Annotated in this window: 18 protein-coding genes and 2 tRNA genes; 3 read left to right on the forward strand and 17 right to left on the reverse strand. The window is 71.6% G+C overall.

Annotation, left to right across the window (positions count from 1 at the left end; all coding sequences use genetic code 11):
• Positions 1-115 precede the first annotated feature (115 nt).
• Positions 116-511 (reverse strand): nuclear transport factor 2 family protein, encoded by a 396-nt coding sequence (locus ACFZBT_RS01065; protein WP_391097474.1) that lies wholly within the window; start codon positions 509-511, stop codon positions 116-118.
• Between the two features lie 87 nt (positions 512-598).
• On the opposite strand from ACFZBT_RS01065, the gene ACFZBT_RS01070 reads away from it, so the two are divergent.
• A complete protein-coding gene (locus tag ACFZBT_RS01070) occupies positions 599-1,024 on the forward strand; it encodes a VOC family protein (protein WP_391097475.1) in 426 nt (141 codons plus the stop codon).
• An 18-nt stretch (positions 1,025-1,042) separates the two neighbouring features.
• On the opposite strand, the gene holA is transcribed toward ACFZBT_RS01070, so the two are convergent.
• The 9 genes from holA to leuS all read right to left on the reverse strand — a co-directional run bounded on the left by holA (position 1,043) and on the right by leuS (position 13,022).
• Positions 1,043-2,032 carry a DNA polymerase III subunit delta gene (gene holA, locus ACFZBT_RS01075; RefSeq protein WP_391097476.1) on the reverse strand — a complete coding sequence of 330 codons (990 nt, stop codon included), beginning with the start codon at positions 2,030-2,032 and terminating at the stop codon, positions 1,043-1,045.
• A gap of 63 nt (positions 2,033-2,095) precedes the next feature.
• On the reverse strand, positions 2,096-2,341 hold the full coding sequence (locus ACFZBT_RS01080; RefSeq protein WP_391097477.1) for a hypothetical protein: 246 nt from the start codon (positions 2,339-2,341) through the stop codon (positions 2,096-2,098).
• A 53-nt stretch (positions 2,342-2,394) separates the two neighbouring features.
• A complete protein-coding gene (locus ACFZBT_RS01085) occupies positions 2,395-3,276 on the reverse strand; it encodes a YceI family protein (RefSeq protein ID WP_391097478.1) in 882 nt (293 codons plus the stop codon).
• Positions 3,277-3,534: 258 nt separating this feature from the next.
• A complete protein-coding gene (locus ACFZBT_RS01090; RefSeq protein WP_391097479.1) occupies positions 3,535-4,374 on the reverse strand; it encodes an arylamine N-acetyltransferase in 840 nt (279 codons plus the stop codon).
• A 4-nt stretch (positions 4,375-4,378) separates the two neighbouring features.
• Positions 4,379-7,018, reverse strand: coding sequence for a ComEC/Rec2 family competence protein (locus ACFZBT_RS01095; RefSeq protein WP_391097480.1), 2,640 nt, complete (start codon positions 7,016-7,018; stop codon positions 4,379-4,381).
• A complete protein-coding gene (locus tag ACFZBT_RS01100; RefSeq protein ID WP_391097481.1) occupies positions 7,015-8,196 on the reverse strand; it encodes a helix-hairpin-helix domain-containing protein in 1,182 nt (393 codons plus the stop codon). The genes ACFZBT_RS01095 and ACFZBT_RS01100 overlap by 4 nt, the downstream gene beginning before the upstream one ends.
• A gap of 132 nt (positions 8,197-8,328) precedes the next feature.
• Positions 8,329-9,174, reverse strand: a complete 846-nt coding sequence (locus ACFZBT_RS01105; RefSeq protein WP_391097482.1) for a DegV family protein — start codon at positions 9,172-9,174, stop codon at positions 8,329-8,331.
• 72 nt (positions 9,175-9,246) lie between these two features.
• Complete coding sequence (locus ACFZBT_RS01110) at positions 9,247-9,981, reverse strand: hypothetical protein (protein WP_391097483.1); 735 nt, start codon at positions 9,979-9,981, stop codon at positions 9,247-9,249.
• A gap of 161 nt (positions 9,982-10,142) precedes the next feature.
• Positions 10,143-13,022: a leucine--tRNA ligase gene (gene leuS, locus ACFZBT_RS01115; RefSeq protein ID WP_391097484.1), complete on the reverse strand. Its 2,880-nt coding sequence runs from the start codon at positions 13,020-13,022 to the stop codon at positions 10,143-10,145.
• Between the two features lie 465 nt (positions 13,023-13,487).
• Here leuS and ACFZBT_RS01120 point away from each other — a divergent pair, with 465 nt between their 5' ends.
• Together ACFZBT_RS01120 and ACFZBT_RS01125 are read left to right on the forward strand one after the other, a co-directional pair.
• Positions 13,488-14,753 (forward strand): cytochrome b/b6 domain-containing protein, encoded by a 1,266-nt coding sequence (locus ACFZBT_RS01120; RefSeq protein ID WP_391097485.1) that lies wholly within the window; start codon positions 13,488-13,490, stop codon positions 14,751-14,753.
• Entirely contained in the window at positions 14,750-16,366 is a 1,617-nt protein-coding gene (locus ACFZBT_RS01125; protein WP_189723533.1) for an NADH-quinone oxidoreductase subunit NuoF family protein, read from the forward strand. Before ACFZBT_RS01120 ends, ACFZBT_RS01125 begins: the two co-directional genes overlap by 4 nt.
• A gap of 111 nt (positions 16,367-16,477) precedes the next feature.
• On the opposite strand, the gene ACFZBT_RS01130 is transcribed toward ACFZBT_RS01125, so the two are convergent.
• The 7 genes from ACFZBT_RS01130 to ACFZBT_RS01160 form a co-directional block, all read right to left on the reverse strand.
• Positions 16,478-16,550 (reverse strand) — tRNA-Ala (locus ACFZBT_RS01130).
• Between the two features lie 109 nt (positions 16,551-16,659).
• Positions 16,660-16,893 carry a hypothetical protein gene (locus tag ACFZBT_RS01135; protein WP_006136074.1) on the reverse strand — a complete coding sequence of 78 codons (234 nt, stop codon included), beginning with the start codon at positions 16,891-16,893 and terminating at the stop codon, positions 16,660-16,662.
• A 3-nt stretch (positions 16,894-16,896) separates the two neighbouring features.
• On the reverse strand, positions 16,897-17,070 hold the full coding sequence (locus ACFZBT_RS01140) for a hypothetical protein (protein WP_382493611.1): 174 nt from the start codon (positions 17,068-17,070) through the stop codon (positions 16,897-16,899).
• A gap of 200 nt (positions 17,071-17,270) precedes the next feature.
• Positions 17,271-17,343: transfer RNA gene (locus ACFZBT_RS01145), tRNA-Ala, on the reverse strand.
• Between the two features lie 74 nt (positions 17,344-17,417).
• Positions 17,418-18,089, reverse strand: a complete 672-nt coding sequence (locus tag ACFZBT_RS01150; protein WP_391097860.1) for a histidine phosphatase family protein — start codon at positions 18,087-18,089, stop codon at positions 17,418-17,420.
• A complete protein-coding gene (gene rsfS / locus ACFZBT_RS01155; RefSeq protein ID WP_391097486.1) occupies positions 18,080-18,526 on the reverse strand; it encodes a ribosome silencing factor in 447 nt (148 codons plus the stop codon). The genes ACFZBT_RS01150 and rsfS overlap by 10 nt, the downstream gene beginning before the upstream one ends.
• Positions 18,527-18,638: 112 nt before the next feature.
• Positions 18,639-20,342, reverse strand: coding sequence for a LytR C-terminal domain-containing protein (locus ACFZBT_RS01160; protein WP_391097487.1), 1,704 nt, complete (start codon positions 20,340-20,342; stop codon positions 18,639-18,641).
• Between the last annotated feature and the right edge of the window lie 15 nt (positions 20,343-20,357).

Below are 20,357 nucleotides of genomic sequence, written 5' to 3' on the forward strand. Positions count from 1 at the left end.
CCCTGGGATCCGCGCGCGGCCTGCGTTCGCCACGCGGGCGCGGATCCAGCAGCTTGGTCCGAAGGCCGGGTGCCTCTCCTGTTCCCCATGGGAGGGCACCCGGCCTTGGGCCTGTTCAGGACCAGAACGCGTTGTTCTTGTCGATGTCCTCGACGCATTCGTCGAGGTCGGTGACCTTGTCGCCGACGATCCGGAAGATGATGCAGCCGGTGTCGTCGAGGTGCTTGCCGTTGCGCTCGGCCGTGAAGCGGGTCATCCCGACGGCATGGCCACGGCCGTCGACGCAGATGCCGATCATCTCGGCGTTCATCGTCCCCTTGGTCTCCATGCCGAGCCGCTCGTACATCTCGATGATCGCGTTCACTCCCTTGAAATCACCCGACAACGGGTGATCTCCGGGTACGTGGTGTGTGGCGTCCGACGCGATCATCCCGCGCAAGGCGTCCATGTCACCGCGGGAGAAGGCTTCGAATCCCTTGCGGACGAGCGCTGCGTGCGGGTGTTCAGCCATGCCCCTCGCCGCCTCTCTGTGTCTTGGCGATGTACGGCTGACACTCCCGATTCTCCCTCCGGCCGTCACTCGCGGCACAGTGGAGGGATGAACGGTGACAACAGGGACGTGCTGGCCCGGGCCCGCGTGGCGACCCGGCTTCCCGCCCAGGACCTGGATCGGGCGCGGCGCTTCTACGCCGAGAAGCTCGGCCTGGAGCCCGCCGACGAACGGCCCGGAGGGCTGCTCTACCGGTGCGGCGGCGGGGAGTTCGTACTGTTCCGGTCGACGGGCGCCTCACCCGGCACCTTCACCCAGATGGCGTTGGAGGTCGACGACATCGACACCGCCGTGGCGGAGCTGAAGCGGCGCGGGGTGGTGTTCGAGGAGGTCGACCTGCCCGGCTTGCGCACGCGGGACGGGATCGCAGAGATCGAGGGGAACTACCCGAGCAAGGGCGCCCGGGGTGAACGCGGAGGCTGGTTCCGCGACAGCGAGGGGAACATGCTGGGCATCGGCGAGCCCGTCCGCTGAGGCGCGGAGCCTACGCCCCTACCCTCGTCCCCTGGACCGGGCCGCCCGGGCGATGGCGACGACCGCCTTCTCCAGGGCGTAGGCCGGGTCGTCCCCGCCGCCCTTCACTCCGGCGTCCGCCTCGGCCACCGCCCGCAGCGCCACCGACACGCCGTCCGGGGTCCACCCGCGCATCTGCTGCCTGACCCGGTCGATCTTCCACGGCGGCATCCCCAGCTCGCGCGCGAGATCAGCCGGACGGCCTCCGCGCGCCGAGGACAGCTTCCCGATCGCGCGGACGCCCTGCGCCAGCGCGCTGGTGATCATCACCGGCGCCACCCCGGTCGCCAGTGACCAGCGCAGCGCCTCCAGCGCCTCCGCCGCCCGCCCCTCGACCGCCCGGTCGGCGACCGTGAAGCTCGACGCCTCGGCCCGGCCCGTGTAGTACCGCCCGACGACCGCCTCGTCGATCGTCCCCTCGACATCCGCGACGAGCTGCGAGACCGCCGACGCCAGCTCCCGCAGATCGCTCCCGATCGCGTCGACGAGCGCCTGGCACGCCTCCGGAGTGGCGGACCTCCCCGTCCCCCGGAACTCGCCCCGTACGAACGCCAGCCGGTCCGCCGGCTTCGTCATCTTCGGGCAGGCCACCTCGCGCGCCCCGGCCTTGCGCGCCGCGTCGAGCAGCCCCTTGCCCTTGGCCCCTCCCGCGTGCAGCAGCACGAGGGTGATCTCCTCGGCGGGCGACCCGAGATAGGCCTTGACGTCCTTGACCGTGTCGGCCGAGAGATCCTGCGCGTTGCGCACGACCACGACCTTGCGCTCCGCGAAGAGCGACGGACTCGTCAGCTCGGCGAGCGTGCCGGGCTGCAACTGGTCCGGGGTCAGGTCCCGTACGTCCGTGTCGGCGTCGGCGGCCTTCGCGGCGGCCACCACCTCCTGCACGGCACGGTCCAGCAGCAGGTCCTCCTGGCCCACGGCGAGCGTCACCGGGGCGAGAGGGTCGTCATTCGCAGTCTTCCTGGCCATCGCGACAAGCATCCCACGCGGCACTGACAACGGGTCCGGACGGACCGGGGCGTACGCGGGGCGCTACGGCTCTTCCCGCCAGCCGTCCCACTCCCCGGCGAACCGGTCCAGCTCCCCGGCGTCCAGCCGCCCGTCCTCGTCCCTCAGAACGACCAGCCACTGCGCGTCCTCGGCATCGTCCTCACCGGCCAGCGCGTCCCGCACCAGCTGCGGCTCCTCGACGACCCCGAACCTCTCCCCGAGCGCCTCGACCACCTCTTCCGCGGCATCACGGTCGGGCAGCACCAGCACATGTCGCACATCACTCACGCCGGACATTGTCCGACACCGCCTCGCGGCCCGGTCCGCCGGATCCGCCCGGCTCAGCCCTTGCGGACGACCTGCACATCGAGGTCGATCCTGATGCTCGGCCCGACCACCGCGATGCCCCGGGCCAGCATCGTCTGCCAGCTCACGGTGAAGTCGTCCCGGTGCAGCTCGGTCGTGGCCCGGCAGGCCGCCCGCACCTCGCCCTCCATGCCGTTGCCCAGCCCCAGGTACTCGGTGTCCAGCGTCACCGTCCGCGTGACGCCGTGCAGCGACAGCGCCCCCGTCACGGCCCACCGGTTCGCGCCCTTGTGCACGAACCGGTCGCTGTAGAACTCAAGAGTCGGGAACTTCGCGACGTCCAGGAAGTCCGCCGACCGCAGATGGTCGTCCCGCATCTTCACGTTGGTGTCGATGGACGCCGCGTCGATCACCACATGCATCGCCGACCGCTCCAGCGGCTCGGTGACCCGTATGACACCCGCGAACGACTTGAACTGCCCGTGGATCCGGGCCAGTCCGATGTGCCGCGCGGTGAAGGCGAGCGAGGAGTGCGCCGACTCGATCTCCCAGTCGCCGGGCTCGGGCAGCTCCGGCGGCTGAGCCACCTGCAGTGTCACGTCCCCGAGCGACGCGAGTGTGTTCTCGGCGACCTGCGTCGTCGCCCGGTACGGCGTGTATCCCTCCGCCGACACCGCGAGCCGGTACTCCCCCGCGGGCACCGTCGTCACGAACGACCCGAACGGATCCGCGCCCCCGCTGACCACCGCACGCCCCATGGCGTCCGTGACCGCGAACTCAGCGTGTCTGACCGGCTCGTTGACCGGATCGAGCACCCGGCAGCTCAGCACCCCCGCACTCGGCGGCGTCGGCACCGCCGCCAGAGGACTCGTCCGGTGCTCCCGGTTGGTTCGGCTTCCCAGCCAGCGGCCGATCATCTGGACACCTCGTGCGACTCGAAGTCAGCGGTTTGATCACTGTTTACCGAGGATGCATTCGACCACCGATGAGGCTTTCGAGGCAACACGCGACCACATCACGGGAATCCAGCACATGTGATGGCACTACTCCCGAGTAGCGCCGACTGGAACCATGTGGCCCATGTGTGGACGGTGTGCGCCTTCTGAACCGAATGAGCCTTCCTGGCGGGTCAGGAACAGCCCACGCGGCGAGTCCGGAACGGCCGCGGGTCCGGATCAGCCTTCCCGTCCGGTGCCCCGGACCTCCGGCACCGCGCCGAGCTCGATCCCGAACCGCTCCCGGTACACCCCGAGCACCTCCTCGTCCGTCTCCAGCGCCCGCTCCTCCCGTGTCCCGTCGGCCGCCGTCACCGTGAACTTGCGTCCGCTGAGCGTGATTCTCCCGCCGTCCTCCGTGACCCGCGAACAGACCAGCGACCGCGTGAAGTGCGACACCGGCGACGTGCTGTGCCACCACGCCCCGGCCACGAAGTCACCGAGCGCTCGCGGCCGCACCTCCAGGCGGTACTGCGGCCTGCCGTCACGGATCACCCGCAGGTCCGCCGCCTCCACCGTGTCGTGTCCACCGCGCACCCCGGCCGCGTCCGGCCCCGCCTCCACGATCCGGAACGTGCCCCCCGGGTCCTCCTGTTCTCCCCGTTCCCGGAACGCCAGCGGAAGGTGGCTGTGCGCCCCGAACCCGACGTCGGCCAGCCAGTCGCCCCCGTCCACCGTCCGCACCCGCAGCGCGAGATGGTCGTACGGGATCCCGAGCCGCTCCTCGTCCCCGTACACCCGCCCCGCGAGCAGCGCCACCTCGTACCCCAGCGCGCCGAGCAACGCCCCGAAGGATCCGTTGAGTTCGTAGCAGAACCCGCCCCGCCCGGCGCCCACCACCTTGTCCAGCAGCCGCTTCTCCTCCAGCACGATCTCCTCGCCGAGATGGATGGAGAGGTTCTCGAACGGCACGGTCTGCAGATGCCGCAGGTGCAACTCGCGCAGCGCGTCGACCGTGGGCCACGCCGGGGGCTCGACCCCGAGGCGGCGGAGATAGGCATCAACCTGTGCTGAATTCATACCCTCAGTCTCGCGCCACCCTCAGCGCTCCGCCCTCTCCTACGACCGCCAGTGCGCCGTCCCGGTCCGTCCGCAGCACCGTCGCACCCCCGGCGCGGAGCGCCGCCACCGTGCCGGGCGCCGGATGCCCGTAGGTGTTGTCGGCACCGCAGCTGATCAGGGCCAGCCGCGGTGCGGCCCGGCGTATGAGTCCGGGATCCTGGTAGGCCGAGCCGTGGTGCGCGACTTTCAGCACGTCCACGCCCTGCAGCGCCTCGGCCGCCGACGACCTGGCCAGCGCTCGCTGGGCCGGGGGTTCGAGGTCCCCGAGGAGGAGCAGCCGCAGCCCCGCCGTCCGGACCAGCATGGCCACACTGGCGTCGTTCGGCCCCTCCGGCACCGGGTGGGCCGGGAGCACCTGCGGAAGCGAACCCGGTGGCGAGGCCGCCGACGGCGGTGGCGGGCTCGGTGGCGGCCACACCACCTGCCAGGACAGCCCGCCCGCGCGGCGCCGCTCCCCGGCGGCGGCGCTCGTCACGGGCACCCGCCGGGCCGCCGCCTGTCTCCGTACGAACGCGGCCTGGTCCGCGGGCTCCTCGAAGCCGGTCGTCTCGATCGCACCCACGGCCCTACCGCGCAGCACCCCGGGCAGCCCTGCCACATGATCGGCGTGGAAGTGGGTGAGCACGACCAGCGGGATGGTGGTGATGCCGAGGGCGCGCAGGCAGTGGTCGACGAGCTGCGGATCGGGCCCCGCGTCCACCACCACTCCGGCGCCCTCACCCGCCGCGAGCACCATGGCGTCCCCCTGCCCCACGTCGCACATCACCAGCCGCCAGCCCGGCGGCGGCCAGCCCGTGATCACCCGGGTCAGCGGCGGCGGCTGCACCACCGCCAGCGCCAGCAGCAGCCCGCAGACCCCGCACCACCACGGATGCCCGAGCAGCCGCCGCCCCACGAGGAGCACGCCCAGGGTCACGGCCGCGAGCAGCGCCGCGCCCGCCCAGCTGCCCGGCCAGTCCACGCCCGCCCCCGGCAACGCCGCCCCCGTCCGGGCGATCTCCGCGATCCATTCGGCGGGCCAATGCGCGCCCCACGCCAGGGCCTTGGCCAGGGGCATCCCCACCGGTGCCGTGGCCAGTGCCGCGAAGCCCAGCACGGTGGCGGGCGCGATCGCGAACTCCGCGAGCAGGTTGCACGGCACCGCGACCAGGCTCACCCGCGCCGACAGCACGGTGACCACGGGTGCGCACAGAGCCTGCGCGGCGGCTGCGGCGGCCAGTGCCTCGGCGAGCCTGGGCGGGACCCCGCGTCGCCGCAGACCGGCGCTCCACCGGGGCGCGAGCGTGAGCAGCGCCCCGGTGGCCACGACGGACAGCAGGAAGCCGTAACTCCTCGCCAGCCAAGGGTCGTACAGCACCAGCAGCAGGACCGCCGTCGCCAGCGCCGGGATCAGTGACCTCCGGCGGCCGGTCGCCAGGGCGAGCAGGGCGACGGCTCCGCAGGCCGCGGCCCGCACCACGCTCGGATCCGGTCTGCACACCACGACGAACCCGAGGGAGAGCGCACCCCCGAGCACCGCAGTCCCCCGCAGGGAGATACCGAGGCGCGGCGCGATCCCCCGCCGTTCGGCATGCTGTGCCAGGCCCGGCGGCCCGAGCAGCAGGGCGAGCAGAATGGTGAAGTTCGCACCTGACACAGCCAGCGTATGGGTGAGGTCGGTTTCCTTGAAGGCCTCCTCCAGTTCCGGGGTGATCCGCGAAGTGTCCCCGACCACCAGCCCCGGCAGCAGGGCCCGGGCATCCGCCGGCAGCCCGCCGGTCGCCTCACGCAGCCCGGCACGCAACCGCCCGGCGAGCCGCTGAGCGCCCGAGGGCTCTCCCACCACCTCCGGTACGCCCTGGCCCCGGACCCGCAGCACGGCCGCGACCCGGTCACCGCCCGTCATCGCCGGTGCCAGCCGTGCGCTGACGCGCAGCCGCGTCGACGGCAGCAGCCCGAGCCACGGCGACCGCACCCGCTCACCGGCCGCCGACCGCGGCGGCGCGCCCCCGGCACCCCCGGCACCCCGGTGGGCCGACCTCACGTCGACGATCATCAGCACCGGCGTCCGCGTCACCGCCGCCCTGCCGCCCGCCTCGTGGACCCGTCGCACCTCCGCATCGATCAGCACGGCGGTGGGAGCCACGTGATCACCCCGGACCTTGGGCCGGGTCAGCCGCGGGTCGGAGGTGAGCTCGACCTCGGCGGTCACCGTCGCGTACTCCCGTGCCAGGCCGGGCACGGGCCCCCGGCGCAGATCCGCCCCGTGCAGCCCGGCCGAGGCGGCGGCAGCGGCGACGCAGAGCAGCACAGCGGCGGCAGACAGGCGGGGCCATGACGCCGATCCGGTTCTCCGGGCCAGCGGCAGCAGCCCGACGGCGAGCAGACAGCCGGCCACGATGCCCGCGGCCCACCCCGGCGATGCGTCCAGCACCAGCGCCGCCGTGCCCCAGGCCGCGAGGGCGGGTGGCACGAGCCGTAGGTCGGTGGGGCCTTCCTGCCGAGGACGGGCGGTGCCGAGCCGCTTCCCGGACGAGGCGTGCACGGACGACCGGGCCTGCTCGGGCGCGGCCCCGCAAGCGCCCTCGTCCCGCCGCACCGGCGGGTCAGGGGCCGTCCTCATGGCCGTACGAGATCGCGCAGGTCGGCGAAGCGGCGGTCGCCGATGCCGTTCACCTCGCGCAGTTCGTCCACGGAACGGAAACCGCCGTGCCGCGTGCGGTAGTCGATGATGTGCTGGGCCAGCACCGGGCCCACGCCCGGCAGGGTGTCGAGCTGGTCGGCGGTGGCCGTGTTGAGGGAGACCGGAGCCGCCGGCATCGCGCCACCCGCCGCCGCACCGGCCGGGGGGCCTCCGACTGCCGTGCCGCCCGCGCCGGTCCCCGCCCCGGGTCCCGTGCCGGGAGCCGGTCCCCCGACGACCACCTGTTCGCCGTCCACGAGGAAGCGGGCCCTGTTGAGTCCGTCGGTGTTCGTCCCGGGCTTCACGCCGCCCGCCGCGCGCAGGGCGTCCGCGACGCGCGAACCGCTCGGCAGCCGATGGATTCCGGGTTCACGGACCTTGCCGCCGACGTCCACGACGATCTCGGGCGACCCCGAGGCACCTGTCGCCTCCGCCGCCCCGGCGGGAACGCCCGGCCCCCGCTCCTCCTCGGTCTGCCCGACCTGCCCCCGCTCCTCGTAGGGCGCCACCGCTCGCACCACCTCGGGCGGCCGCACGGACTGGGTCCGGCCGGTCCAGAAGTGCTGCACGGCGAACGCCGCGGCCACGACGAGCACCGCGCTCAGAGCGAGCACACTCCGCCGCTCCAGACCGCACCTGGCCTGCAACCACAGCGGCATACGCTCCCGCAGCGCCAGCCCGGCCCGCTCCCGCCAGGCCCCTTCCGGGACGCGAGCGGTCCCGCTGTCCGACTCGGCGGGGAGGGCGTCGGGTTCCGGGCCGGGCTCCACGACGGCTTCGTTCCGATCCCGCCCCTGCCGAGCGCGGTCCCCGTCGGCGGCCTCCGCAACAGCCCAGGAAGGCTGCCGCCGTGCCGACGGCCGCTGCCCCGACTCCCGCCGCTTCCCTCCCCGTTCAGCAGGCCCGACCCGCCCCCCGGCCCCGGCCCGTTCGCCAGGCTCTCCGAACAGCACCCCCGCCCGCCGACGCAGCTCCTCAGCCGAGGCGTGCCGGTGCCTGGCCCGGCCACGGGCGACAGGCGGGCGGCGGGGACGGTGCCGGACGCGGCCGTCGGACGTGGGCCCCCGGCCCGGGCCGCTGGTCACAGTCGCTGAACGTGAACGTGATCGAAGTGCCATGCGACGAGGATCGGCCACCTCGGCCCAGGCGCGATGATCTTGGTCCCATTCCGGGGACAACCCCCCGGCTGTGGACAACTCCGCCACTCACACGGGTGATCGGAGCCGACGGCCGGAGCCCCACAGCAACGTTCACCGCGGCGAAACCACAACTCCCAGCAGCCCGGGCCCCGTATGCGCCCCGATCACCGCTCCGACCTCGCTGACATGCAGATCGGCCAGCCCGGTCAACCGCGTCCGCAACCGGTCGGCGAGCGCCGATGCCCGGTCCGGGGCGGCGAGATGATGGACGGCCGCGTCGACCTGCCCGCTGCCCGCCCGCTCGGCCGCGATCTCCTCCAGGCGGGCGATCGCCTTGGAAGCGGTTCGCACCTTCTCCAGTGGTTCGATGCGGCCGTCGGACAGTTGCAGCAGCGGCTTCACCGCGAGGGCCGAACCCAGCAGTGCCTGCGCGGCACCGATACGGCCGCCGCGGCGCAGGTAGTCGAGGGTGTCGACGTAGAAGTAGGCGGACGTGCCCGCGGCCCGCTTCTCCGCGGCCATGACCGCCTCGTCCACCGTGCCGCCCGACTCCGCGGCCTCCGCCGCCGAGAGCGCGCAGAAGCCGAGCGCCATCGCGATCATGCCGGTGTCCACCACCCGCACGGGCACCGGCGCCTGCCGGGCGGCCACGACGGCCGCGTCGTAGGTACCGGAGAGTTCGGCGGAGAGGTGGAGGGAGACGATGCCGGTGGCGCCGGACTCGGCGACCTTGCGGTAGGTCTCCTCGAAGACTGCGGGGCTGGGCCGCGAGGTCGTCACGGGGCGCCGCTTCTGCAAAGCCTGGGCGAGCGCACGGGTCGAGATCTCGGTGCCCTCTTCGAGCGCCCGGTCACCGAGGACCACCGTCAGGGGTACCGCTGTGATGCCGTGGCGCTCCATCGTCCGGGCCGGCAGGTAGGCCGTTGAATCGGTGACGATCGCGACATGGCGGGACATGAGCTGGAGGTTACCTGCCGTAGTGCCCGTGTGGCAGCCCGGCCCCGGTGCCCCGTGGCGCGAGTGGCCGGATCAAGTGGTGCTCTCGGGGCGGGTCTTCTTCTGCCAGGAGTAGGTGGGGCGCGGTCCCGGCGGGGTGATGGCGGGCCTTGCCGGCTCCTGCTCGGGGCTCGGCTGCGGCGCTTCCGGCCAGGTCTGGCCGGCTGTGGTGGCATCGGGGGCGGGCGCTTCGGGCCACGGCTGCGAGGCCGGCTCGGGCTCCGGCGTCGTCCAGTGCCGCAGCGCCCCGGCCTCGACGTCGATCTGGGCGCTGAGCGTGTCCAGGTCGTCCTCGGCGAAGCGGCGGGCCCGGTCGCGGGCCGCCCAGCGCAGTGCGTCCGCGGACTGCGTGACGCGTGCGGTGCGCTCGCGCAGCCCGGGCAGCCGCTGGATCAGCGCGCCACGGTCCGGCTCGGCCTCCAGGCGCTTCAGCTCGTCGTCCAGCTCATGGCCGTGCGCGCTGAGCCGTTGGAAGAGGCCGATGGACTCCTTCAGGGACTCGTCCTCGGCGGCGGCCGCGTTCAGCGCGTCCTGGGTGGCGCGCATCGAGGTGCGCAGTTTCAACCGGAGCTGGGCGATTTCGCCCGCGGCGCCGGGCTGGGCGAAGGACTTGGCCCGCAGGGTGTGGTCCTCGACGGTGCGGCGGGCCTGGGTGAGGCCGCGGTCCACGCCACGCTTGGCGGCACCGACCACCTTCACGGTCGCGTAGACGCCGAGCCCGAGAAACAGCACGAAGAGCAGGGCGAATACTGCGATCACTGCGTCCACCGGCTCCTCCTCCAGACATCGCGGCACAGCTCACGCCGCTCTTCAACGGTAAACGCAACAGGCAGGTCCGGAGTTCCGGAAGAACCCCGAACCTGCCCGTAGAAGAACCCCGAACCTCCCCGTAGGGGAGCACCCCGATGGAAGGCCGTCGGACCCCGCGCCTACGCCGGGACGATGTTCACCAGCTTCGGTGCCCGCACGATCACCTTCCGGATCCCGGCCCCGCCCAGCGCGGCGACGACCTTCTCGTCCGCCAGCGCGACCTTCTCCAGCTCGTCGTCGGAGATGGCCGGCGAGACCTCCAGCCGGGCCTTGACCTTGCCCTTGATCTGCACGACGCACGTCACGGTCTCGTCGACCACGTACTGCGGGTCGGCCACCGGGAAGTCGTGGTGGACCACCGAGTCCGTGTGCCCCAGCCGGCGCCACAGTTCCTCGGCGACGTGCGGGGCCAGCGGCGCGATCATCAGCACCAGGGCCTCGGCGACCGGGCGCGAGACGGCGCCGCCCGCCTTGGTCAGGTGGTTGTTCAGCTCGGTGACCTTGGCGATGGCGGTGTTGAACCGCATGCCCTCCAGGTCACCGCGCACCCCGTCGATCGCCTTGTGCAGGGCGCGCAGCGTGTCCTCGTCGGGCTCGGCGTCGACGACCGTCACCTCACCGGTCGTCTCGTCGACGACGTTTCGCCACAGCCGCTGCAGCAGCCGGAACTGGCCCACCACCGCGCGCGTGTCCCACGGCCGGGAGACGTCCAGCGGGCCCATCGCCATCTCGTACAGGCGCAGCGTGTCGGCGCCGTACTCGGCGCAGATCTCGTCCGGAGTGACGGCGTTCTTCAGGGACTTGCCCATCTTGCCCAGCAGCCGGGAGACCTTCTCGCCCTGGTAGAAGTAGGCGCCGTCGCGCTCCTCCACCTCGGCGGCCGGCACCGCGATGCCACGGCTGTCACGGTAGACGTAGGCCTGGATCATGCCCTGGTTGAACAGCTTGTGGAACGGCTCGGCCGAGGAGACGTGCCCCAGGTCGTACAGCACCTTGGACCAGAAACGCGCGTACAGCAGGTGCAGCACGGCGTGCTCGGCGCCGCCGACGTACAGGTCGACACCGCCGTGCGGCTGCCCCTCGCGCGGCCCCATCCAGTACTGCTCGATCTCGGGGTCGACCAGCTTCTCGCTGTTGTGCGGGTCCAGGTAGCGCAGCTCGTACCAGCAGGAACCGGCCCAGTTGGGCATGGTGTTGGTCTCGCGGCGGAACTTGCGCGGGCCGCGGCCGTCACCCAGGTCCAGCGTGACGTTGACCCAGTCCTCGTTGCGGGACAGCGGCGTCTCGGGCTGGGTGTCGGCGTCGTCCGGGTCGAACGTGCGGGGCGAGTAGTCCTCGACCTCGGGCAGCTCCAGGGGCAGCATCGACTCGGGCAGCGCGTGGGCGATGCCGTCCTCGTCGTAGGCGATCGGGAAGGGCTCGCCCCAGTAGCGCTGGCGGCTGAACAGCCAGTCGCGCAGCCGGAAGTTGACGGTGCCCTCGCCGGTGCCGGAGCGCTCCAGCCACTCGGTGATGCGCGCCTTGGCCTCGGCGACGCCCAGGCCGTCCAGGGAGACTCCCGCACCGGAGGAGTTGATGATCTTCGCGTCGTAGGACGTGAAGGCGTCCTCCCACGTCGAGGTGTCCGTGCCCCGTCCGTCCGTCGGCTCGACGATGCAGTGGATCGGCAGCTCGAAGGCGCGTGCGAACTCGAAGTCGCGCTGGTCGCCGGCCGGGACGGCCATGATCGCGCCGGTGCCGTAGCCCATCAGCACGTAGTCGGCGATGAAGACCGGGACCTGCTCGCCGTTGACCGGATTGGTGGCGTAGGCGCCGATGAAGACGCCGGTCTTGTCCTTGGCCTCGGCCTGCCGCTCCACGTCGGACTTCGAGGCGGCCTGTGCGCGGTAGGCGCTGACGGCCTCACCGGGGGTCGCGTGGCCGCCGGTCCACACCTCGTGGGTGCCCTCCGGCCAGGCGGCCGGGGTGAACTTCTCGACCAGCGGGTGTTCGGGGGCCAGCACCATGTAGGTGGCGCCGAACAGGGTGTCGGGGCGGGTGGTGAAGACGGTGATGTTCTCGCCGTCGATGGGGAAGTCGACGCGGGCGCCCTCGGAGCGGCCGATCCAGTTGCGCTGCTGCAGCTTGATGGCCTCGGGCCAGTCCAGCTCCTCCAAGTCCTCCAGCAGCCGGTCGGCGTAGGCGGTGATGCGCATGTTCCACTGGCGCAGCTTGGCCTTGAAGACCGGGAAGTTGCCGCGCTCGGAGCGGCCCTCGGCGGTGACCTCCTCGTTGGCCAGCACGGTGCCCAGCCCGGGGCACCAGTTGACCGGCGCGTCGGAGGCGTAGGCCAGCCGGAACTCGCCCAGGACGTCGGCCTGCTCGGCGGCGCTCAGCTCGCTCCACGCGCGCGTGTGTCCCGGAACGGGCCGCTCACCGGAGGCGAACTGCTCGATCAGCTCGGCGATCGGGCGGGCCCGCCCGGCGTCGTGGTCGTACCAGGAGTTGAAGATCTGCAGGAAGATCCACTGGGTCCACTTGTAGTAGTCCGGGTCGATCGTGGCGAACGACCGGCGCTTGTCGTGGCCCAGGCCCAGCCGGCGCAGCTGGGACTTCATGTTCTCCATGTTGGCTTCGGTGGACACGCGCGGGTGCGTGCCGGTCTGCACCGCGTACTGCTCGGCGGGCAGGCCGAAGGCGTCGAAGCCCAGGGTGTGCAGGACGTTGTGGCCGGTCATCCGCTGGAAGCGGGCGAACACGTCCGTGGCGATGTAACCCAGGGGGTGGCCGACGTGCAGGCCCGCGCCGGAGGGGTACGGGAACATGTCCATGATGAACTTCTTGGGCTTGGCGACGGTCTCCGGATCGCCCGCCAGGTCACCCTTGGGGTTGGGCGCGCCGTAGGTGTTGTCGGCGTCCCAGAAGTCCTGCCAGCGTGCCTCGATGTCGGCTGCCATGGCGGCCGTGTAGCGGTGCGGCGCCGCCACCTCGGCGGCGGCAGCGGGGTTCGTCTCGCTCATGATCCTCAAAGCTCCATCGATCGTCTCTGCCTGCGGCTGTGGGTTCGAGAAACGAAAAATCCCCTCGCACAGGAGGGGACGCCGCGCCGATTCCGGCCACTCGACTCGTCCGGTGGCCGGGACTGATCAGCGCGGCCCGCTAAGCAGAAGGCGTACGGCACGCATGGCGTTAGGGTACCGCAGGCCCCCAGCGCGCCGCGACGCGCTTCCGGAGGGCCGCTCGGTGCCCGAAAAGCTGAACCAGGGTCAAAGGTTACTTCGCGTAATAGTCACTAAGGGACATCACAACATCCATATTGTCCTTTGATAACAACGCAATAACTCAAACCTCGTACCCATCGGTATGGCTCCGCTTAGAGTGCGGCAGCGGGACCGCTTTCCCGAACCGCTCGGAGTTGCCCCCATGAACCCTCATCGCAGTAACACCTCGCCACCCCCGGTCACCGGGACGCGGGGAGGCCGGCCGTGAACCCCTACGACTCCACGGCGGACGACTCGTTCGCCGAGTTCCTCAACTTCGGCGCCGGCGTGCTGTCCCTCGTGTGCCTGACCTGTTCGGTGATCTGGGGACTCGTCGCCCAGGACCGGGTCCTGCTCGACACCCGCAGGCGCATCCTGGCGCAGGCCGTGCACCGGACCACGGCGGTCGCCTCGATCGTCTTCCTGCTGATCCACATCGGGGTGAAGCTGGCGCTGGGCCACACCTCGTGGGTCGCCGCGGTGATCCCCTTCGGGCTGCTCCTGACCGGGGACGAGGTCGGCTTGGGCAGGTCGGTCCTCATCGGCCTCGGCACCGTGGCCAGCATGCTCATGATCTTCGTGGGCGTCACCGGCGCACTGCGCAACCGCTTCGCGTCCCCCGCCCCCGTCGCCGCCCGCTGGCGGGCCATGCACATGCTGGCCTACCCGGCCTGGTGCGCAGCCCTGGTGCACGGGCTCTACGCGGGTCGCGCGGCCAAGCCGATCTTCGTCATCCTGTACGGCCTGTCCCTGGTCGGGGTGGCCGCCGCCCTCGCCCTGCGCGCCGCCCCGCGCCCGGTCAAGCGCAAGATCGCCGACAAGTTCGCCGACCTCATAGGCCCCGGGGAGTCCTCGGCCCGCAGGGACCTGGAGGAGAGCCGCGCCCGGGCGACCGGCGGCTCCACGCTGCCCGGCTACGAGAGCCGAGACGCGCCCCGGAGGCCCGCGGCGTCCCCTTCGGGGTCGCTGTACGAGACCGCCGAGCGCCCCGCGGCCAGGGAGCCCGCGGGCGGATTCGCGGCCGCCTACCGGGCCGTCTCGGGCCCGCCGACGGGTCAGCAGGCCTTCGCGCCGGGGCCGAGCACCCGCACGGAGCTGCCGCTGGACATGCAGCCCACCCAGAACATGCCGCTCGTCGACGGCCCCTCCAGCACCTCGGGCAACTGGCCGATCCCGTCCCCGCCCCCGGTCGGCGAGGCCCCGCCGTCGGCGTACGACCCCCTCCAGGACACGGGCTTCAACATCCCGCCCTACGACCCCCTGCAGGACACCGGACAAAATATTCCGGCCTATGGCAATCCAGGCGCCGCCGGCTATGGATCGAGTGACGTGTACGACACGGGTGAGTCGAACGCCGCCTTCGACACGTACTACCCGAACGACACGTACAACAGCGGTCCCGCCACTGAAACAACGCCCGGTACGTCCTACGACTTCGACGCACCGGGATCGGGCGAACCTTGGAACACGCCCTCCGGAGGCTTTAAGTGAACGAGGCTCTGCCCGACGTACCCGAAGTCCGCGTGGTCGGGCTTCCTCAGCTCACGTCGGGCTTCGACCTTGTCGATCGGCTCGATCTGCCCATGCACCTCAAGGTGCACGGGCCGCTCGAGCCGATGGGCGGCGAGCAGCTCGCTCAACTCGCCGAACGCATCAATCTGAAGGGCCGCGGCGGCGCGGGCTTCCCCTTCCACAAGAAGCTGCGCTCGGTCGCCGAATCGGCGATCAAGCGCGGCATCCGGCCGGTCGTCGTCGTGAACGGAAGCGAGGACGAGCCGGCCTGCCGCAAGGACACGGTGCTGATCAACCGTGCCCCGCACCTGATCCTGGACGGCGCGCTGCTGTGCGCGGAAGCTCTGGGTGCCCGCACGCTCGTGGTGGGGGTCACCCGTGAGTCGACACAGCGCTCCATGGAGGCGGCACTCGCCGAACGCGGCCTGAACAACGGCCGCCGGTCGGCACTGCGCGCCCGGGTGCAGCGCAATCCGGTCCGTATGGTCACCGGCGCCGCCGCGTCGCTGATCCGTTCGATCGACGGCGGCCCGGCCGTCCCGCCGGGCCGCAAGGTCAGCGCCTCGCAGAACGGCGTCGGCGGCGCCCCCACACTGCTGTCCAACGCCGAGACCTTCGCCCAGCTGGCCATCGCCGCCCGCATCGGCCCGGAGCGCTACGGCAACACCGGCCTGTACGACGAGCCGGGCACCGTCATGCTCACGGTCTCCGGGGCGGTGGCCCGCCCCATGGTGATCGAGGTCCCGACGGGCGTGCCGCTGCGCTACGTCCTGCAGCTCGCCGGGGCGCCGCCGGTGCCGCAGGGCGTGCTCACCGGCGGCTACCACGGGAAGTGGATCGACGCGGCGACGGTCAACGAGGCGATCGTCTCCCGCAACTCGCTGGACGCGGTGGGCGGCGCGCTCGGCGCCGGAGCGATCCTGCCGATCACTCAGGACACCTGTCCGCTGGGCGAGTCGCTGCGGGTCGCCCAGTGGCTGGCCGAGGAGAGCGCGGGCCAGTGCGGGCCCTGCTACCTCGGCCTGCCGGCCGCCGCACGCGGTCTGGAGGACATCCTCAACGGCGGCGGCCCCGCCGCCCTGGAGGCGGTCAAGCAGGTCGCCAAGAACGTGAAGCGGCGCGGCGCGTGCTCGCACCCGGACGGCTCCGCGATGTTCCTCGAGTCGACCATCAAGGCGTTCACGGACGACCTGGCCGCCCATGTCCTCGGCAACGGCTGCGGCAGGCCCGTGGAGGGCGTCCTGCCGCTCTTCGAGGGCGGCAGGGCCCCGACGGGCATCCCGGGCGGCGGCGAGTCCGAGGAGAACGGCCCCAGCCGCCAGAAGATCTACGTCGACTGGACGCTGTGCCGGGGCCACGGCCTGTGCGCGGACATCCTCCCCGAGGTGTTCCAGCTGGGCGCCGACGGCTTCCCCACCGTGGCGCAGGCCCAGGTACCGCGCTACGCCGAGGCGAAGGCTCTACGCGCGGTGCGCCGCTGCCCGGCGCTGGCGCTGCGCCTGGAGGAGGACACGCGCTCCCAGGGAGCGCCGTCGTCCCGCAACCTCCCGGTCCTCTCCCAGGGCCGCGGACGGCGCGCTCTCGGCCGCTGAGCAGACGTACGGCGGGCTTCCCTCCGGGGAGCCCGCCGTATTCATACGCACAACCACAGACAACAAAGAAGGCGGGCCATCCGATCGGATGGCCCGCCTTCTCATCTCTTGTGGAGCTAAGGAGATTTGAACTCCTGACCCCCTGCATGCCATGCAGGTGCTCTACCAACTGAGCTATAGCCCCGTGTTGCGTTTCCGCCGGGTTTCCCTGGCGGCGACGCCAACTTTACTGGCCCATCGGGCCCAACACCAAATCGGTTTCACCTTGCCCGGAATGACCGTTTCGTCGCGCCTCATGCCGTGACGAACGAATAGAACCGCTTGAGCGTGCAGTGCTCCTCCAGAAGCCGGCCGTAGATCGGCTCGCCCTCCAACTCGCGGTACGTCTCGATCGGGTCGCCTTTTATGATCAGCGCCCGCGCGCACTCCTCGCACCAGTACTGGTAGTCGGGATTGATCGGTTCCATGTCACGGACGATCGGCGTCCCGCTGCCGCACCAGTCGCACTTCCGCCTGTGTGCACCCATCGATCAGCTCCAGCTGTGGCCGCAGGCCGTGCACACGTAGGAGATCCCGCCGTTGTCGCCGAGCATCTGGGCCACATGCCCGGAACCGCAGGAGGGGCAGCTGAGGCGGGTGGACATCTGCCGTGTCAACGCTGCTCCGAGGAGGTGGTCGACCTCCTCGAGGATGCTCGCAGGCATCGCTTCTCCTCCCGTCGGGCCGCGCTCCCTTCCGGCCGTTTGATTCTGCCACGGCCGGACCAATACGGTCAGCGACGCCTCAGCACCAGTCCGGACACGGCAGGCGTCGTGACCGTAGAGGTATACGCCTCAGCGGGCCCGAGTGACTCAACCCGGGGCACGAAAAATCCCGCCCCCATGACGGGAACGGGATCTTGACGTGGAGCTAAGGAGATTTGAACTCCTGACCCCCTGCATGCCATGCAGGTGCTCTACCAACTGAGCTATAGCCCCTCGTGTTCCTTCCCCGCTGGCGGGGCGAACAAGAAGAACTTTAGCCTGCGACCTGCCGGAAAGTGAAATCCGGGTCAGTCGTCGTCACCGAGCACCGGTTCCGGCAGGGTGCCGGCGTTGTGCTCCAGCAGGCGCCAGCCGCGAGCACCTTCGCCCAGGACGGACCAGCAGCAGTTGGAGAGCCCGCCGAGGCTCTCCCAGTCGCGGGGGTCCAGGCCGAGGAGGCGGCCGATGGTGGTGCGGATCGTGCCGCCGTGGCTGACCACGACGAGCGTGCCGTCCTCGGGGAGCTTCTCGGCGTTCCGCAGCACCACGGGAGCGGCGCGGTCGGCGACCTCGGTCTCCAGTTCTCCTCCGCCTCGGCGCACCGGCTCACCGCGCTTCCAGGCGGCGTACTCGTCGCCGTAGCGGCTGATGATCTCCTCGTGCGTCAGGCCCTGCCAGACGCCCGCGTAGGTCTCGCGCAGGGCCTCGTCGTGGGTGACGTCGAGGCCGGTGTGCGCGGCGAGCTCGGCGGCCGTGTTCGCGGCCCGCTTCAGGTCGGAGGCGACGATGGTGTCCGGCTTCAGGGCGACCAGCAGCCGGGCGGCGCGGCGGGCCTGGGCGACGCCGGTCTCGGTGAGCTCGACGTCCGTGGTGCCCTGGAAGCGGCGCTCCGTGTTCCACGACGTCTGGCCGTGCCGCCAGAGGATGACGCGGCGGCCCCGGCCCGGCCGGCCGGCCTCGGTGGAGGAGCTCACCGCCAGTCTCCGTCCAGCTCCGCAGCCTCCTCCGCCGCCTGCAGCTTGGCGTGCTCCTCGGCCTTGCCGCGGGTGGCCTTGGCGTCCTCGGGCAGCTCGAGCTCGGGGCAGTCCTTCCACAGCCGCTCCAGGGCGTAGAAGACACGCTCCTCGCTGTGCTGGACGTGGACGACGATGTCGACGTAGTCGAGCAGGACCCAGCGGGCCTCGCGGTCGCCCTCGCGGCGCACCGGCTTGGCGCCCAGTTCCTTCTGGAGCCGTTCCTCGATCTCGTCGACGATCGACTTGACCTGACGGTCGTTGGGAGCCGAGGCCAGCAGGAAGGCGTCCGTGATGGACAGCACGTCACTGACGTCGTAGGCGACGATGTCGTGCGCCAGCTTGTCGGCGGCCGCCTGGGCGGCGGTGATGATGAGCTCGTGAGAGCGGTCGGTCGCGGTCACTACAAGGCTTTCGATCGGCGGACACTTGCCACCAAGGGTCTCACGTACCGCCGTGGGCCCCCCACGTGATTCCGGGGATCACGTGGGGGTCGGACTCCTGCCCCCGGCCGGGCTACGGCTTGTAGTCCTGGCCGAGGACCACGGCGACGTCGGCGTTCGCGGAGATCTTGCCCTTGCCGACGGAGCCCGCGGGCAGGCCCAGGGTCTTGGCGACCTCGGCGGCGTTCGCCTTGTCGCCGGCGTCCGCGTAGACGACCTCGGACGCGGCCTGGGCGGCACCGGCCGTGCCGCCCTCCAGGAAGGTGAAGCCGCCGTTGAGGAGCACGACGCGGGCCTTCTCCGTGTTGTCCTTCACACCGGTGGCGTTCTGGACGGAGACGCTGACGGCGGCGTCCTTGTCCGGGCTCTTGGCGGTGCCGCCGAGGACGTTCCTGACCACACCCGCGCTCGCCTGGGCGCTGAGCGTGCCGTCTGCCTGGACCGGCAGCAGGTCCGTCCTGAAGTCGCCGCCCTTGGCGAGGTCGGAGAGCCCGGCGAGGAAGGAGCCGAGGTCCTTGTCGGTCAGCGACGGGTCCAGGATCTGGGCCAGGGTCTGGATCGTGGTCGTCGCGGCCCCCGGGTCGGAGGACACCTTGCGCAGGACGCCCTGCATGACCTGCCCGAAGCGCTCCAGCTGGGCGTTCTGGGCCTCGCCTGGGGCGCGGTAGGTGGCGTAGGCGACGGCCATCTTGCCGCTGAGGGTCTGGTCCTTGCCCTTGTTGACCAGGGGGGCCGTGCCCTTCTTCTTGGCGGCGGGGTCGGGTACGTCGGTGTCGGTGTCGACGTCGACGTTGCCGACGAGGTCGACGAGGTTCTGCAGGTAGGGGGTGTCCAGGCGCCAGGTGCCCTGGATGTCGGTGCCGAGGGCCGAGTCGAGCGCGGTGCGGGTGCCGTCGGAGCCGTCGTCCTCGACCGACTTGGCGAGGGTCGTCGTGGTGCCGTCGTCGCTGGTCAGGGCCAGGGAGTTGGGCACGAGGACGGAGGTGCCCCGCTTGGTGGTGGTGTTGTCGACGAGGAGGGCCGTGGAGGTGCCGCCGCCCTTGGTGTCGTGCAGGTGGACGACGATCACGTCGCGCTTCTGGGCGCCCGCCGCCGTCGCGCTGCCCGTCGTGGAGTCGTCGGAGGACAGGCCGGGCAGCTTCCCCGCGTACCCGAGGTAGCCGACGCCGCAGGCCGCGGCGAGCGCGAGGACGACGACCAGGGCGACGATCCGGCTGCGGGCGCGGCGCTTGGCCTCCTCGCGGCGCTCGGTGCGGTTCTCGGTGAACTTCAGCCAGTCGATGACGTCTTCGGAGTTGGCGTCGGGTTCCTCGACGAAGGCGAACTGCTCGGTGTGGTACTCCGGTTCCGGCCGGCCGGGGGCTTCCTCGTCGGCCGGGCCCGCCTGCTGCGGGATGTGCGCGGTCTGTTCGGCGAGTCGGGGCTGCCGGTCCGTGCCGGCGCCGGCCGCGTTCTGGCCGTAGGGGTCCTGGGACGCGGGGCCGCCCTGGTGGGTACCGGTGGCGTACGGGTCGTAGGAGCCGTAGGAGGAGGGGCCGGGCTGCTGGTGGCCGGTCCCGTAGTCGTACGACGGGGGCTGCTGCCCGGCCGTCGCGTACGGGTCGTAGCCGTAGCCCTGCTGCTGTCCCTGCTGTCCCGGCTGTGCGTACGGGTCGTAGGTCTGGGTCTGCTGGGCCGGGACCTGGCGGTAGACAGGCTGGCCGTACTCGTCGTAGCCGACGAGCTCGTACTGGTCGGCGCCGTATCCCGCGGCCCCCGCGTCGTATCGGTCGTTCACCGGTGCCCCTCTCGG

The sequence above is a fragment of the Streptomyces sp. NPDC008137 genome, assembly GCF_042957035.1.
GTDB lineage: Bacteria > Actinomycetota > Actinomycetes > Streptomycetales > Streptomycetaceae > Streptomyces.

Bases quoted from the DNA above. Each gene is read 5' to 3' on its own strand.
- holA (WP_391097476.1), bottom strand. From the start codon at position 2,032: ATGGCCAGGAAGACTGCGAATGACGACCCTCTCGCCCCGGTGACGCTC.
- ACFZBT_RS01085 (WP_391097478.1), bottom strand. From the start codon at position 3,276: ATGATCGGCCGCTGGCTGGGAAGCCGAACCAACCGGGAGCACCGGACG.
- ACFZBT_RS01105 (WP_391097482.1), bottom strand. From the start codon at position 9,174: ATGTCCCGCCATGTCGCGATCGTCACCGATTCAACGGCCTACCTGCCG.
- ACFZBT_RS01100 (WP_391097481.1), bottom strand. From the start codon at position 8,196: ATGGCACTTCGATCACGTTCACGTTCAGCGACTGTGACCAGCGGCCCG.
- ACFZBT_RS01095 (WP_391097480.1), bottom strand. From the start codon at position 7,018: ATGAGGACGGCCCCTGACCCGCCGGTGCGGCGGGACGAGGGCGCTTGC.
- ACFZBT_RS01065 (WP_391097474.1), bottom strand. From the start codon at position 511: ATGGCTGAACACCCGCACGCAGCGCTCGTCCGCAAGGGATTCGAAGCC.
- ACFZBT_RS01090 (WP_391097479.1), bottom strand. From the start codon at position 4,374: ATGAATTCAGCACAGGTTGATGCCTATCTCCGCCGCCTCGGGGTCGAG.
- leuS (WP_391097484.1), bottom strand. From the start codon at position 13,022: ATGAGCGAGACGAACCCCGCTGCCGCCGCCGAGGTGGCGGCGCCGCAC.
- ACFZBT_RS01070 (WP_391097475.1), top strand. From the start codon at position 599: ATGAACGGTGACAACAGGGACGTGCTGGCCCGGGCCCGCGTGGCGACC.
- ACFZBT_RS01140 (WP_382493611.1), bottom strand. From the start codon at position 17,070: ATGCCTGCGAGCATCCTCGAGGAGGTCGACCACCTCCTCGGAGCAGCG.
- ACFZBT_RS01135 (WP_006136074.1), bottom strand. From the start codon at position 16,893: ATGGGTGCACACAGGCGGAAGTGCGACTGGTGCGGCAGCGGGACGCCG.